This window comes from Lentzea sp. NPDC051213, from assembly GCF_044455585.1.
Classification (GTDB): domain Bacteria; phylum Actinomycetota; class Actinomycetes; order Mycobacteriales; family Pseudonocardiaceae; genus Lentzea.
Genome location: NZ_JBITEX010000001.1, coordinates 362,174 through 377,112, shown reverse-complemented (window position 1 = coordinate 377,112; position 14,939 = coordinate 362,174). Strand labels below are relative to the sequence as shown.

Genomic DNA, 14,939 nt, shown 5'->3' with positions numbered 1-14,939 from the left:
GATGACAACGCCCAGTCTGGAAGCGCTGCTGCGCATCGGACCTTTCCACTCGGCTCTGCGGGCGGCGATCCGCCGCCGCGGCCTCACGCTGGAGCGGCTTCGACTACGCCTGGCCCAGCAGGACGTGGCGGTGGCGTTGTCGACCCTGAGCGACTGGCAGCAGGGCCGGGTGCGGCCGGTCTCGCCGAAGTCCCTCAAGGCCGTGGCGGTGCTGGAAGAGCTGCTGGAGGTGCCGTCCCGCTCGCTGCTCGCCCTGCTGGAGCACGCCGGTCCGAACGGCTGGCCCGACGTCATCCCCGGGATGATGCCCGGCTTCAACACCAACGATCTGGAGATCATCTCCCGGCACGACCGGGTGTTCGTCAACGCCGAACGGCGCGCGTCGCGCGTCCACGTGCGGATGGTCGTCCGAGCGCGCCAGGACGGCGTGGACCGCTTCCACGCGCACTACTTCTGCGACGACTCCGTGCGGACGCAGCAGGTGCGGCACGAGCCCATCCGCAATTGCCGGGTCGGCCGCACGGCGCGAAATGAGACCGAACGCGTGACCGTCGACGAGTTGCTGTTCGACCGGCCGCTGGCGGCGGACGAGACCTGGGTGTTCGAGTTCGTCGTCCACGACCCGACCCGGCTGGACAGCATCGAATACGCGCACGGCGTGCGGTGCTTTCTCGCGCAGAGCCTGATCGAGGTGCACTTCAGCCCGGAGGCGCTGCCCGTGGATCCGCACGTCTACCTGCAGGACTGGCAGGAGGACGAACCGCACCGGACCATGGATCTGGCACTCGATCACACCAATTCGGTGCACCACTTCGAGACGAACGTGTCCGTGAACTGGGTCGGAGTCCGCTGGCGATGGGCGTGAACAGCCGAAAGCCTCCCCAAAATCACTAAGCGCCGGTTAACGTGCGCTGGTGCAGTTGCCGTGGAGAGCAGCGCCCAAAGCGGCGTTGTCGAGCCCGCTCACGTTGCTGGTGAGCATCGTGACGACCTTGCTGCTGGGTTTCGTGGTCGCCGCGGCCGTTCTGCACTCGTCGGCCGCGGGCGGCGCGGCTCTCTCGTACCAGCAGAGCCGGATGTGCCCGCACACCGTGCTGCCGTCGCTGGACGGTGACGGGATGGAGCTCTCGACCGCCGTCGAGATGGCCGCGCGCAGCGACCTGGGCGCGGTCTACACCTACATCGGGCGGCCCGATTTCAACGGGCTCGCGACCTACGGGCGGTTCGGGTACCGGCCGGGCGCGGTGGACCACCTGACCGTGTTGCAGGGCGGGGGCACCGGCCTCTGGGTGCCGCAGACGATCGCCATCGCGGCGAAGGTGAAGATCGGTGATCGGCCCGCCGGGTCGCCGCTGGCGGTGACCGCGATCTACGCCGACCTGGCTCATCCGGTGTCGGACTGGTGGTGTTCCGAGTCGAAGACCGTCGTGCCGAACCCGCTCGGCGGCGACGGCGCCAGCACCTCCGTGATCTGGGTGCCCCAGGCCGCCGATCTCGCCAAGCTGCCACCGGACTTCTCGTCGGGGGCATCGGTGTCGCTGCGGTGGCCCACCGAACCGCTGTCGACGCTCGCCGAGGCCGAACCCCTGCTGGCCGACGGGAACGCCCGGCTGTCCGCGCTCGGGCTGCCGTTGACGCGCATGGACGTGCTGTCGTCGGCCATCGTCGCCGCCCGCACCTCGCAGAACAACGTGTCGTCGGCGCTGCTGCCGTTGGTGATCATCAGCGTGCTGATCGGGCTCGCGGGCGTCGGCACGGTCACCGTGCAATGGGCGCAGCGCAGGCATTCCGAACTGCGGCTGCTGTGGGTGCGCGGGGCGAGTCCGCTCGCTCTGGGCTTCCGGGGCCTGCTGGAGCTGGGGCTGCCGCTGGTGCTCGGCGGGCTGCTGGGGCTGCTGGCGGCGCGGTTGTTGCTGCCGCTCTACGGACCCGGTGTCGTGCTGGAGGCGGGGGCGCTCTGGATCGCGGCGGCCGCCGTGCTGACCGTGGTCGTGCTGAGCCTCGCGGTGACCGTGCTGGTGGCCTGCTGGAAGACCCACCGCACGTTCCAGAAGCAGGCGCGCTCGTGGCGGCTCGCGGCGGTGCCGTGGGAGCTGGTGGTCGCCGCGCTGGCCGTGCTCGCGTGGATCCGGTTGTCCGCCAACGGGTTGGGCACTTCGCTGAGGTCGGGTCAGCTGCCGAAGATCGACGTGGCCGCGTTGACGTTCCCGCTGCTCGTGGTGCTGGCGGCGGCGTTGCTCGCGACCCGGCTGGCGCGCTGGACGCTGGCCTGGTCGCATCGCGTGCAGTGGTGGCAGGTGCCGGCCGCGCAGTTCGCGTTGCGCCGGCTGGCCGCCGCCGTGGGGCCGGTGACCGGCGTGCTGCTGGTGGGCGTGCTGGCGGTCGGCACCATCGCGGTCGGCAGTGCGGTGGCGGGCGCCCAGCAGTCCTCATTGGACTCGAAGTCCGGCATGTACGTCGGCGCGAACAGCTCGGTGCAGGTGCCGCAGGACATCGCGCTGGGCCGGGTGGCACTGCCGGACTCGTTGCGCGGCACCACCACGCTGGTCGGGGCCAGCACCGGCGCGCTGGTCGTGGACCCGGCGACGTTCACCGACGCGGCGGTGCTGAACGACCCGGCCGAGGTGCGCACGCTGCTCGCCGGGCTGAAGCGGACCGGTGACATCGCCCCGGCCGTGCGGATCGGACGCGCCCCGGACAAGGAGATCCAGATCCCGGGGTTGCCGCTGCTGAAACCGGTGGCCTCCCTGCCGTCGTTCCCGAAGCTCGGCACGCGCGGCTACGTCGTGGCGCGCGACTCGGTGCCCGCGGTCGAACAGGTGGGTTCGTGGCACCTGTGGTCGTCGCTGCCGTTGTCCACGCTGACGGCCGAGCTGCAGACCGCGGGCGTCCACTACACGAACGTCGCCGACCGGGCGAAGGTGCTCGACGGCCTGCCGTTCCTGACCGTGGAGTGGACCTTCGGCTTCGTGGCCGCGATCGGCGTGGTGCTCGCCGTGGTGGCCGCGGTGGCGTTGCTGCTGGCGATCGAGGTGCGGCGGCGCCAGAATGCGGTGTCGGGGGCGCTGTCGACGCGCATGGGCATGCGGACGGCCGTGCTGTGGTCGAGTCACCTGCTCGAGGTGGGCACGATCGCACTGCTGGCGCTGGCGATCGGCGCGCTGGCGTCGCTGGTGAGCGCCGGGTTCGCGGTGCCCCGGCTCGATCCCGCGCCGTGGCTGAACCCCGCCCCGATGCTGCCCGACCTCACGTCGCTGCTGGCGATCATGCTGCTGTGCGGCGGCGTCGTGGTCGTCGCGGCGGCCTGGCTTGCGTTGCGCGGTGTCCGCACCGCGCGGATGGGAGAGCTGCTCAGGTGATCCGCGCTTGTGGTGTCGGGGTGTCCTACGGCCAGGTGCGAGCGGTGTCGGACGTGTCGCTGAGCATCGCGCCCGGCCTCACCGTGCTGTCCGGCCCGTCCGGTTCGGGCAAGTCGACGCTGCTGCGGGTGCTGTCACTGGTCGAGCGGCCGTCGGAGGGCGAGGTGTTCGTCAACGACACCCCGACCTCGGCCATGTCGTGGTCGGAGCTGCGCACGTTGCGGCGCAAGGAGATCGCGGTCGTGTTCCAGAATCCCGCCGACAACCTCATCGCGCACCTGACCGTGGGCGAGAACCTGCGTGCGGCGGGCGCCACCGACCTGTCCCTGCTGGACCGCCTGGGCCTGGGCGGATCGGCCACCTGGAGGATCGGCGCTTTGTCCGGCGGACAACAACAACGGCTCGCGTTCGGCTGCGCGCTGGCACGGGGGGCCTCCGTGGTGGTGGCGGACGAGCCGACCTCACAACTCGACGTCCGCTCCGCCGACCTGGTGCTGGAAACGCTGGCGTCGTTGCCGGTGCCCGCGGTGGTGGCGTCGCACGATCCCCGGCTCGTCTCGTTGGCGGACCTGTGCATCCCGCTGGCCGCGTCGTGATCCGCGCGGCCGGGGTGCACCGGCGGTTCGGTGGCGTCTCCGTGCTGCGCGGCGTCGATCTGGCGGTGTCGGCCGGGGAGTTCGTGACGCTGAGCGGGCCGTCCGGATCGGGCAAGACGGCGTTGCTGTCCCTGTTGTGCGGCTTCGACTTCCCGGACAGCGGCTCGGTGCTGCCAGGGCCCGCCTCGTGGACGGACTGCGCGGTGCTGCCGCAGTCGCTGGGACTCGCGACGGAGCTGACGCTGGAGGAGAACGTCGCGCTGCCGCTGCGGCTGGCCGGGCGTGAGGTCTCCGGGGTGTCCGCGTTGCTGGCGGAACTGGGAATCGGGGAGCTCGGCTCGCGGTATCCGGGGCAGGTGTCGTTCGGGCAGCAGCAACGGGCCGCGCTGGCCCGTGCCGTGGTGGCGCGCCCGGCGGCGCTCCTGGCCGACGAACCGACCGCGCACCTCGACGCTGAGAGCGCCGAGGCCGCGATCAGGTTGTTGCGCAGACTGGCCGACGACGGCACCGCGGTGCTGATCGCCACGCACCACGACGCGGTGCACGCAGTGGCCGACCGGGTGCTGGTGCTCGCCGACGGCCAGGTCCAGGCCGCCTGATGGCGTGGATCAGCAGGGCTTGACGCCGTCAACACCGCGAGGGGTGGAGTAGTACAGGCGCGGAGTCACCTGCACGACGTCGACAGCCTGGGAGTAGCCGAGCACCTCCCATTCGGATCCGCTCCAGTCGTAGAAAGTCGCCGTGACATTGCCGGTCTGCAGGTTCTTGAAGGAACGAACCTTGTCAGAGCCCCATTCGGCGCCGACGTTGTAGATGACACCGCACTTCCACGCCCGGTATTTCGATCCCTGGAAGTAGAAGCCGTCGAACAGGCAGATCGATCCGACGGGGCAATAGGCGTCTGCGCTCGCCGGCGCGGGCGCGACCAGTCCGACGCCGAGCAACACAGACGTCGACAGCGCGAGAAATACCTTCTTCACTTTCAGCTCCCCCTCAGTACCAGTCCGTGCACCGGATCTCCCGGCCCGCTCCACCCATGATCTGCGCACAAGCACGCATGATCGGCCCGTTGTCGTTGTAGGCCAGGCTGTACCCGCTCTTCTCGCCTGGATTGAGCAGCGACCAGCCGAGCAGCCCTTCCCAGCGCCCTTTGTCCGCCTCGGCCCGGTTGACCGCCCGGTCGGTCCACACCGCGTCCCCGCAGTCGAACCCGCAAGCGACGTTGCGCACGCGACCCCACGCGCAGTGGTTGCTGCTGTAGCGCAGTTCCACGACCGAACCGACCGGGCCGGGTGCCGACCTCTTCGTGGTCGGCCCAGGCAACTGGGTCGGATCCACACCGTCGGCACAGGCGATCCGGGCCGACGGCTCCGGCATGGCCATCGATGCTGGAGCGGTGACCAGCAGTCCCGCCGTGAACAGGCCGACCGCCGCGGCGAGCGCGGCAATTCGTTTCAGCATCAGAATCTCATCCCCCATGCGACCTCACTCGTCGATGCGCACTCCGTGCCAGTGCCACAACTAGCGCAGGGAGGATGTTCGGCATCGACGACCGGGAGCTGAACGACAACTCCTGATCAATCGCTCCGCGGGACCTGGGGCAAGCGCGAACTGCGGTGCCTCCACGTGGAGGCACCGCAGATGCCCTGAAAGCGTCAGGGGGTGGCTAGACGGCCGGCGGCCGGTCCTCGTAAGGCGTGGACAGCACCACGGTCGTCCGCGTCGACACGTTCGCCGACTCCCGGATCTTCTGGAGCAGTTCCTCCAGCGCCACGGGCGAGGCGACGCGGACGCGCAGCACGTACGAGGCGTCGCCCGCCACCGAGTAGCACGCCTCGATCTCGGACAGGTGCTCCAGGCGCTTCGGGTAGTCGTCCGGCGCGGCCGGGTCGATCGGGAAGAGCGAGATGAACGCCGACATCGGCAGGCCGATCTCCGGGCCGTCCAGCCGCGCGGCGTAGCCCTTCACGATGCCGCGCTGCTCCAGGCGCTTCACGCGCTGGTGCACCGCCGACACGGACAGGCCGACGCGCTCGGCGAGGTCGGTGAAGCTGCACCGGCCGTCCGAGGCGAGTTCCTTCAGGATCGCTCTGTCGATCTGCTCGAGGGTCAAAGCACCACCAGCTCGTGAGGTCGGTTGTTGAAGGACTCGACGCCGTCGGCGGTGGCCACGACGATGTCCTCGATGCGCGCGCCCCACCGGCCGGGCAGGTAGATGCCGGGCTCGACGCTGAAGGCCATGCCGGCCTCGAGCGGCAGCGCGTTGCCGCTGACGATGTAAGGCTCCTCGTGCACGTCCAGGCCGATGCCGTGGCCGGTGCGGTGCACGAAGTACTCGCCGAAGCCCGCATCGGTGATGACCTTGCGGGCGACGTTGTCGATCTCCTCACAGGTCACGCCCGGCCGCACGGCCTCGACGGCGGCCTGCTGCGCCGCCTGCAGGACGGCGTAGGTGTCCCGGACGTCGTCGTAGGACGGCTCACCCATCACGTAGGTGCGGGTCGAGTCGGAGTTGTAGCCCTCGGCCACCGGGCCGCCGATGTCGATGACGACGACCTCGCCGGCCTCGATCACGCGGTCGGAGTCGCGGTGGTGCGGCGAGGCGCCGTTCGGGCCGGAGCCGACGATCACGAAGTCCGCGACGGTGTGGCCCTCTTCGACGATCGCCGCGGCGATGTCCTTCGCGACCTCGCGCTCGGTGCGGCCGACGCGCAGGAACTCGCCCATGCGCGCGTGCACGCGGTCGATCGCGGCACCGGCCTTGCGCAGGGCGGCGATCTCGGAGGCGTCCTTGCGCATCCGCAGCTCGCGGATGATCGGCCCTGCCAGGCTCTGCGGGCCGCCGACGGCGTTGCCGAGCTTGATGGTGTGCAGGGCGGGCATCATGTCCGCCACGGCCGTGCGGTTGCCCTTGATAGCGGCCTTGACCAGCGCGTACGGGTCTTCGCCGTCGACCCACGTGACGACCTGGACGCCCAGCTCGTCGGTCGGGATGCCCGCGTAACCGGGCTGCTCCAGCTTGGGCACGACCAGCGTCGGCGTGCCGTCGACCGGCAGCGCGAGGCAGGTGAGGCGCTCGAACGAGTCGCCGCCGGCACCGATCAGGTACCGCAGGTCCGAGCCGGGCGAGATGAGGAGGGCGTCGACGCCCGCCTGCTCGGCGGCGGCGGAAGCGCGGTCGAGCCGCGCGCGCAGCGCGGACACGTCGATGGGCCCGGTGATCGTTGCCATGGTCGAAAGCCTAGTGCGTTGACCTCGATGCTTGCCGGGCACCTTCGACACTCAACAGGTGCCGCCTGACCGATGAACGCGCCCAGCAAGCGTTAGCGGTCAATGCACCGGTAGCTTGTCCATTCGTGAGCTCTCCCCTGGTGCTGCTCGACTCCGCGAGCCTCTACTTCCGGTCGTACTACGCGCTGCCCGACTCGATGACGGCGCCCGACGGCACGCCCGTGAACGCCGTGCGCGGGTTCGTGGACACGATCGCCCGCGTGATCACCGAACGCGGTGCCGGGCGCCTGGTGGCCTGTCTGGACGCCGACTGGCGCCCTGAGTTCCGCGTGAAGCTGCTGCCCTCCTACAAGGCGCAACGCGTGGCCCAGGACGCGACCGACGGTTCCGAAGAGGTCCCGGACACCCTCACGCCCCAGATCCCGATCATCCTCGACGTGCTCGACGCGGCGGGCATCTGCACGGCCGAGGCGGCGGGCCACGAGGCGGACGACGTGATCGGCGCGCTCGCCCACCGCGAGCAGCGCTCCCCCGTCGAGGTGGTCACCGGCGACCGCGACATGTTCCAGGTCGTGCGCTTCGAACCCACGCCCGTGCACGTCGTCTACGTCGGCCGCGGCTGGAACAAGGCCGAGGTCATCGGCCCCGAGGAACTCGCGGCGAAGTACTCGTTGCCGGTCGAGAACGCCGGTTCCGCCTACGCCGACATGTCCGTGCTGCGCGGCGACCCGTCCGACGGCCTGCCCGGCGTCGCGGGCATCGGCGAGAAGACCGCGGCCAAGCTCATCACCGAGTTCGGCTCGCTGGACGCGGTGCTCGCGGCCGTCACCGACCCGATGGACCGCAAGCTCACCACCAAGGCCCGCAACTCCCTGCTCGCCGCCGAGGACTACCTCGCGGTGGCGCCGGTGGTCGTGCGGACCGCGCTGGACGCTCCCGTCGTGCTGGACCGGGCGGACGACGTGCCTCGGGTGCCTGCCGACCCCGAGCGGTTGCGTGAGCTCACGCAGCGCTGGGGGCTGGGCAGCTCGGTGCCGCGCCTGGTGAACGCGATGGAGCGGCGCGCGTAACGTCTTTTCTCCCCCAACGACTCCGCAAGCGTGACGGATGCGCTGCGGCCGGTGGAACAGTCGTTGATCGAGCACGTCGAACGTGGTGAGTTGCTGGACCTGGCAGGCGATTCGCCCGTCGACGTGGAGTCGATGAGGAGCTGGGACGAGTCGCGCACCATCCGCGCGTGGGTGATCAGAGACATCCTGCGCGGGCGCCTCGCCCCTGATCCCGATCCTCTCGGCCTGCGGCTGCGGGGCGCCCGCATCGAAGGCCGGCTGAGCCTCGGCAACGTCATCAGCACGGTGTGGCTGGAGCTGTACAGCTGCCTCCTCGACGAGGGCATGAGTGCCCGAGACGCGCGCCTCGCGGGCATCGCCCTGTCCGGCTGCAGGCTCGAGCACCCCACCGGTCACGTCCTGAGCGCCTGCAGGCTCACCGCCTCCATGCTCTGGATCGACCAAGGCACGACGGTGGAAGGGCACACCGCTGTCGCCGTTGACCTGTCTGGCGCACGTCTCGACGAACTGCACTGTGAGGGCGCACGGTTCAGTTCGGACGCAGGAACAGCGCTCGACCTGCACAGCGCCAAGATCGAGGAGAACGTCCGGTTGCACAACGGGTTCGAGGCGGTCGGCGTCGGAGCCGGAGGTGCGATCAGGCTGGTGGGGACGGAGATCGGCGGCACCCTGGACCTCGACGGGGCTCGGCTGCACAACGACTCCGGACCCGCGATGAACGCCGAAGGGCTCCAAACCGGCCGCAACGTGTTGTTGCGGCACGGGTTCTCCGCCACCGGCGCCGGAGAAGACGGCGCGGTGGACCTCTCGGCCGCCCGCATCACCGGGATGCTCAACTGCAACGGAGCGACCCTGCGAAACGACTCCGGGCCGGCTTTGCTGGCCAACGAGGCGAGAGTCGACCTGTACGTCTTCTGGAACGACGGGTTCGACGCTCACGGCGTGGGCCCGGATGGCTGCGTCAGCGTCCCCGGCTCACATTTCGGAGGGTGGGAGTGCCAGAACGCGATCATGCGGAACCCCACTGGTCCCGCGCTGAGCGCGGTCGGACTGCGGGTCGACAACCACGTGGGGATGGAGGACTTCCGGGCGTTCGGCGGCGGCGAAGACGCGGTGATCATCCTGAACATCGTCGAGATCCGCGGCGCCTTCTCCTTCCAGCCGTCACAGCTGGAGCACCTCACGGACCCGAGGTCGCGGATCAGCGTGGACGAGCTGGTGTACCGAGGCATCCCGTTCGGCATCCACGCATCCGAGTGGCTGACGTACCTGCGTGAGGGCACGCCCTATTACGCGGCGCAGCCCTACCAGCACCTCGCCGCGGCACACCGCGCTGCCGGGCACGACCGCGAAGCCCGGCGAATTCTGATGGAACAGCGGCGCGACCAGATCGACCGCGGCCTCACCGGCCGTGGCGAACGCGTCTGGGCCCGTTTCACCGGGCTGGTGCTCGGTTACGGCTACCAGCCGTGGCGCGCGCTGGTCGGTCTGCTGGCCGTCCTGATCACGGGTGCGGTACTCGCGGTGGCTCTGGGAGGCACCGGACTGGTCCAGACGCGCGCTGGAGCCGCACCCACGCCGTGCCCGATGATCGACCGGATCGCCGTCGGGCTCGAACTCGGCGCGCCGTTGCTCAGCACCCCGGCACGCATCCGGTGCGAGGCCACCAATACCGGCGCGGGTCAGGCCCTCACCATCACCGGCTGGGTGCTCCGGCTGATGGCGTGGGCCTTCGCCACGTTGTTCATCGCCGGATTCACCGGCGCGGTCCGCAAGACCTAGAAGAAGGTCGAGCACCGCGGTGCGACGGGGCTGGCGAACAACGCGTCAGCCGCGTCGAACCGCCCACCGGTGATCCGCTTGGCAGCCGCGAGCTGTGAGAACGAGGTGTCGCCGAAGTACGCGGCCCCGAGCAGGTCGACCGGGATCGTGATGTCCGCGGCCGCGTCCACCCGCTCGGCGCCGTCCGGGGAGATCCGGTAGGCACCGGAGTTCGCGGGCAGCAGTGCGTCCTGGACCTCCAGCACGACCGGCTCGGCGGTCCCGTAGGTGCGCGCCGCCAGCATGCGCGGGACGTCGGCCAGGCGCAGCCAGATCTCGTCGAAGACCTCCTTGGTGTGCACGACACGCGGGTCTTCGAAGAGCCAGTTCAGCGGGTCGTCCAGCGCCACGTCGACCTCGATCGTGTCGACCAGGTCCAGTCGCGTCGCGTAGATCCAGAGGTCGCGCCACGCGTCGGCGTTCGACGACACGAAGTCCACGATCTCCATCTTGTGCTTGAAGTCCTTGACCTCGGACACCTTGTAGCACAGGTAACCGTCGTCGCCATCGGGTCCACTGTGGACGATGGTCACCATGTTCTCGGCCTCGGTCTTGCGGTCGCGCGCCCTGGCCCACCAGCCCGCCCAGCGGGAGATCTGCCCCGGCCGGTCGAGGGCGAAGGCGTCGTGCAGCTCGGGCAGCAGCTTGTCCGCGGTGTCGGGGTCCACCATCCGCACCCGGCCGGTCGGCGATCCGGGGATCACGGCCTTGGTCGCGTCGATCTGCAGATACCGCACGCGTCCCGCCAGGCCGTAGCCGAAGCGGCCGTAGATGCGGCCCTCGGAGGCGCGCAGCGTCGCGACGGGGTCTGGGAGCGTCGAGAGTTGTTCGCGCATCAGGGCGGTCAGCACGCCGCGGCGCGTGTAGTCGGCGCGCACGCCCACGCGTGAGACGGCGGAGTGCGGCACTACGGCGCCGCCGGGCACCACCATGGAGCCGGCGTAGGACTGGGTGGTGCCGACCATCTCGTCGCCGTCGAACGCGGCGTGCACGCGGCCGGGCTCGTACGACGGGAGCACGACCGCCCATTGCTCGTCCGTCGGCGGGCCCCAGTGCATCGCACGGCGGAACAGGGTGCTGTGGGCGCGGTACTGCGCTTCGTCGGTGAGAACGCGGATGTCGGTCACGACCGCGATCGTGACTCACCACGACGGCGAGCGCACCTCAGTTTCCCGCGGTCACGAGAGACACGAAACCTCCCCCGGAACGGTCCGGGGGAGGCTCGGGTGCACAGAGAAGCGGATCAGCCGGTGGGCTGGCCCACCTCGTACTCGCCGTCCGCGGTCTTGACGACGATCTTGACCTTCTTGTCCTTGCCGCCGACCTGGACCTTGCACTCGAACGAGGTGTTGGGCTTGACCTCGTTCTCACCGGTGCAGGTGGCCGCGCCGACCTCGGAGATCTTGTACTCGTCCTTGAGGATCTGGACGATGCCGGTCTGCACGGCCGTGTTGTCGAAGATCTTCTTCTTGAAGAACGCCGGCGTCACGAACCCGGCGAACAACACGCCACCGACGAGCAGCACGACGACGACCGCGGCCACCCAGATGGCCGCGCTCGACTTCTTCTTCGGCGGCACCGGCGGGCCGTAGCCGGGCTGCTGCCCGTACGGGTTCGGCTGCTGACCGGGGTACTGCTGCTGCTGGCCGTACGGGTCCTGCACGGGCGTGCCGTACGGGTTCGACTGCGGCTGTGGCACGCCGTACTGCTGCGTCTGCTGCTGCGACGGATCGAAACCGGGGTACGGCTGTTGCGGCTGCTGGCCCGGCTGGGGCTGCTGCGGCTGGCCGTAGGGGTTCTGAGCCGGGAAGCCGCCGGACGGTGTGCCGGGAGGGAAACCGCCTCCGTAGGGCTGCTGCGGCTGCTGCGGCTGGCCCCAGGGCTGCTGCGGATCGTTCCCTCCGGACGGTCCGTACGGGCTGCTCATCTGTCGACCTCCGTGTGTACGACGTTGCGGCGCGATCCAATCACACTGCTGACGTCAGTCTTTACTCCGACTCGCAAAACCTTCGTCAGGCGCCTGTCACATTTTCGAGTCACATCATCGCCACGACACCGCGGCGAAGCGCGTCGACGGCCTTCGAGGCGGCGGCCCCGACCGGATCCTTGGCGCCGACGACGTCGCGGATCTGGTCCAGCAGGTCGATCACCTGCCGGCACCAGCGCACGAAGTCTCCCGCACCGAGCTCGTTGCCGCCCGCCTCGGCGGCGCTGAGCACCTTCTCCAGCGACTCGCCGCGCGCCCACCGGAACACCGGCCAGGCGAACCCGGGATCCGGCTGCCGCGTGATGCGTTCGAGCTTGAGGCGCCGCTCGTCGTCCTCGATCTCCGCCCACAACCGCACGGTCTTGAGCATCGCGTCCGCCACCGGCCCCTGCGGCAGGCGTGCCTCGACGGGACCGTCCCGGCGCGCCTCGTAGACCAGCGACGACACCACCGCCGCGAGCTCCTCCGGCTTGAGGCCCTTCCACACGCCGTGGCGGATGCACTCGGCGGCCAGCAGGTCGGACTCGCTGTACAGCCTGGTCAGGCGCTTGCCGTTCTCCGTGACCTCCTCGGCCTCGCTGAGGTAGCCGCGCTCGCGCAGCAACGCCCGGATGCGGTCGAACTGGCGGGCCAGCGAGTGCGTCGTCGCCGCGACCTTGCGCTCCAGCTGCTCGGTCTCGGCCAGCAGGCGGTGGTACCGCTCGCCCCACCGGGCGTGGTCCTCGCGCTGGTCACAGCCGTGGCACGGGTGCGCGCGCAGGGCCCGGCGCAGCGTCGCCAGCTCCGGGTCGTCGTCCGCGGTGATCTTGCTGCGGCGGTTCGACGGCACCGCGATGCCGGTGTTGCGGATCGTCGACGCGAGGTCGCGGCGCGACTTGGGCGACCGCACGTCCACCTGCTTGGGCAGCCGGATGTACCCGAGCACCTCGACCGGCGCCGGGAAGTCCGCGCTGGTCAGCCGGCCCGACCAGCGGTCCTCGGTGACGACCAGCGGCCGCGCCTCGCCCAGCGGCTCGAGGCCGGGGTCGACGACGACGGCGAGCCCGGACCGGCGGCCGGACGGCACCGCGATCACGTCGCCCTTGCGCAGCTTCTCGAGCGACTTGGCCGTCTCGATCCGGCGCGCGTTGGTGTTCTGCTTCGCGAGCTGCTTCTCGCGGTCCGCGACCCGGCGGCGCAGTGACGCGTACTCGGCGAAGTCGCCGAGGTGGCACGTCATCGACTCGGCGTAGCCCCCGAGCGCCTCCTTGTTGCGGTCGATCCGCCGCGCCAGCCCGACCACCGAGCGGTCGGCCTGGAACTGCGCGAACGACTGCTCCAGGATCTCGCGCGCGGCCGCGGCGCCGAGCTGGTGCACGAGGTTGACGGCCATGTTGTAGCCGGGCCGGAACGACGAGCGCAGCGGGTACGTGCGGGTGGACGCGAGCCCGCCGACCGCCTTGGGGTCGATCCCCGGCTGCCAGACGACGACCGCGTGCCCCTCCACGTCGATGCCGCGCCGCCCGGCACGGCCGGTGAGCTGCGTGTACTCGCCCGGCGTGAGGTCGACGTGCGCCTCGCCGTTGTACTTCACGAGCTTCTCGAGCACGACCGTCCGCGCGGGCATGTTGATGCCCAGCGCCAGCGTCTCGGTCGCGAACACGACCTTGACCAGGCCGCGGACGAACAGCTCCTCGACGGTCTCCTTGAACGCGGGCAGCAGCCCGGCGTGGTGCGACGCGATGCCGCGCTCCAGCGCCTCCCGCCACTCCCAGAACCCGAGCACCGTCAGGTCGGCCTCGGGCAGGTCGCGCGACTTCTCGTCGATGATCCGGCGGACCTGCTCGGTCTCCTCCACGGTGTTGAGCCGCAGCCCGGCCCGCGCGGTCTGCGCGACCGCCGCGTCACACCCCGCGCGGCTGAACACGAACACGATCGCCGGCAGCAGGCTGGCGGCGTCCATCCGCTGGATCATGTCGGTGCGCGACGGCGGCTTGAACCCGCTGTTGCGCGCCGGCCGCCCGGTGCCGCCGGAACGGTTGCGCCCGCGGCTGAACGGCACGTGGTAGCGCGCCAGCTCCTCGGTCTTGCGCAGCACCTGCGTGTTGATCCGCGCGTGCGTCTCGTCGCCCTCGAACAGGTCCAGCATCTGGTTGCCCACCAGCATGTGCTGCCACAGCGGCACGGGCCGGTGCTCGTCGACCACGACCGTCGTGTCGCCGCGCACCTCGACCAGCCACTCGCCGAACTCCTCGGCGTTGCTGACCGTCGCGGACAGACCGACCACCTGCACGTGCTCGGGCAGGTGCAGGATGACCTCTTCCCACACGGGACCGCGGAACCGGTCCGCGAGGTAGTGCACCTCGTCCATCACGACGTAGGCGAGTCCGTCCAGAGTGGACGAACCCGAGTAGAGCATGTTCCGCAGCACCTCGGTGGTCATCACCACGACCGGCGCGCCACCGTTGATGCTCGTGTCACCGGTCAGCAGGCCGATGTTCTTCGCGCCGTAGCGCGCGGTCAGGTCCGCGAACTTCTGGTTGGACAACGCCTTGATCGGTGTCGTGTAGAAACACTTGCGGCCCTCGCTCAGCGCGAGGTGCACGGCGAACTCGCCCACGACTGTCTTGCCGGCGCCCGTGGGGGCGCACACGAGCACTCCGTGACCGTCCTCCAGGGCCTCGCAGGCCTGGCGCTGGAACGGGTCCAGCTCGAACGAGATGACGGAGCCGAAATCGGTCAGCTTGGGCCGCTCAGCTCGACGCCGGGAAGCGGCGTAGGCCTCGGCCGGGGACCGCGAAGCACTTGACACCCCATCAGGCTTTCACATCGCACCGACAATCGCCGCCGACATTGATTAACTTCAGTCAGCACTGAAACGATAGAGGGCGATGTC

The 14,939-nt window shown here is 70.1% G+C and carries 13 protein-coding genes; 6 read left to right on the top strand and 7 right to left on the bottom strand.

Annotation, left to right across the window (positions count from 1 at the left end; genetic code table 11):
• Position 1: 1 nt before the first annotated feature.
• The 4 genes from ACIA8G_RS01755 to ACIA8G_RS01740 are packed head-to-tail and all read left to right on the top strand — an operon-like array spanning position 2 to position 4,554.
• Positions 2–865 carry a hypothetical protein gene (locus tag ACIA8G_RS01755; RefSeq protein ID WP_396416328.1) on the top strand — a complete coding sequence of 288 codons (864 nt, stop codon included), beginning with the start codon at positions 2–4 and terminating at the stop codon, positions 863–865.
• Between the two features lie 49 nt (positions 866–914).
• Positions 915–3,359, top strand: coding sequence for an ABC transporter permease (locus tag ACIA8G_RS01750; protein WP_396416327.1), 2,445 nt, complete (start codon positions 915–917; stop codon positions 3,357–3,359).
• Positions 3,356–3,955 (top strand): ABC transporter ATP-binding protein, encoded by a 600-nt coding sequence (locus ACIA8G_RS01745; RefSeq protein ID WP_396416326.1) that lies wholly within the window; start codon positions 3,356–3,358, stop codon positions 3,953–3,955. The genes ACIA8G_RS01750 and ACIA8G_RS01745 overlap by 4 nt, the downstream gene beginning before the upstream one ends.
• On the top strand, positions 3,931–4,554 hold the full coding sequence (locus tag ACIA8G_RS01740; RefSeq protein WP_396416325.1) for an ATP-binding cassette domain-containing protein: 624 nt from the start codon (positions 3,931–3,933) through the stop codon (positions 4,552–4,554). The genes ACIA8G_RS01745 and ACIA8G_RS01740 overlap by 25 nt, the downstream gene beginning before the upstream one ends.
• Before the next feature lie 9 nt (positions 4,555–4,563).
• Here ACIA8G_RS01740 and ACIA8G_RS01735 read toward each other — a convergent pair whose 3' ends face one another.
• From ACIA8G_RS01735 to ACIA8G_RS01720, 4 genes are all read right to left on the bottom strand, one after another.
• Positions 4,564–4,935 carry a hypothetical protein gene (locus ACIA8G_RS01735; protein WP_396416324.1) on the bottom strand — a complete coding sequence of 124 codons (372 nt, stop codon included), beginning with the start codon at positions 4,933–4,935 and terminating at the stop codon, positions 4,564–4,566.
• Positions 4,936–4,948: 13 nt separating this feature from the next.
• Complete coding sequence (locus ACIA8G_RS01730; RefSeq protein ID WP_396416323.1) at positions 4,949–5,416, bottom strand: hypothetical protein; 468 nt, start codon at positions 5,414–5,416, stop codon at positions 4,949–4,951.
• A 205-nt stretch (positions 5,417–5,621) separates the two neighbouring features.
• On the bottom strand, positions 5,622–6,068 hold the full coding sequence (locus ACIA8G_RS01725) for an Lrp/AsnC family transcriptional regulator (protein ID WP_396416322.1): 447 nt from the start codon (positions 6,066–6,068) through the stop codon (positions 5,622–5,624).
• Entirely contained in the window at positions 6,065–7,186 is a 1,122-nt protein-coding gene (locus tag ACIA8G_RS01720) for a M24 family metallopeptidase (protein WP_396416321.1), read from the bottom strand. Before ACIA8G_RS01720 ends, ACIA8G_RS01725 begins: the two co-directional genes overlap by 4 nt.
• Positions 7,187–7,311: 125 nt before the next feature.
• Between ACIA8G_RS01720 and ACIA8G_RS01715 the strand changes: the two genes are divergently transcribed.
• A complete protein-coding gene (locus ACIA8G_RS01715; protein WP_396416320.1) occupies positions 7,312–8,256 on the top strand; it encodes a 5'-3' exonuclease H3TH domain-containing protein in 945 nt (314 codons plus the stop codon).
• Positions 8,257–8,286: 30 nt separating this feature from the next.
• Positions 8,287–10,038, top strand: coding sequence for a hypothetical protein (locus ACIA8G_RS01710; protein WP_396416319.1), 1,752 nt, complete (start codon positions 8,287–8,289; stop codon positions 10,036–10,038).
• On the opposite strand, the gene ACIA8G_RS01705 is transcribed toward ACIA8G_RS01710, so the two are convergent.
• From ACIA8G_RS01705 to ACIA8G_RS01695, 3 genes are all read right to left on the bottom strand, one after another.
• Positions 10,035–11,204 carry a GNAT family N-acetyltransferase gene (locus tag ACIA8G_RS01705; RefSeq protein WP_396416318.1) on the bottom strand — a complete coding sequence of 390 codons (1,170 nt, stop codon included), beginning with the start codon at positions 11,202–11,204 and terminating at the stop codon, positions 10,035–10,037. The two genes, ACIA8G_RS01710 and ACIA8G_RS01705, sit on opposite strands and share 4 nt — an antisense overlap.
• Positions 11,205–11,320: 116 nt before the next feature.
• Positions 11,321–12,004, bottom strand: a complete 684-nt coding sequence (locus tag ACIA8G_RS01700; protein ID WP_396416317.1) for a DUF4333 domain-containing protein — start codon at positions 12,002–12,004, stop codon at positions 11,321–11,323.
• 109 nt (positions 12,005–12,113) lie between these two features.
• Complete coding sequence (locus ACIA8G_RS01695) at positions 12,114–14,855, bottom strand: DEAD/DEAH box helicase (protein WP_396416316.1); 2,742 nt, start codon at positions 14,853–14,855, stop codon at positions 12,114–12,116.
• Positions 14,856–14,939 lie beyond the last annotated feature (84 nt).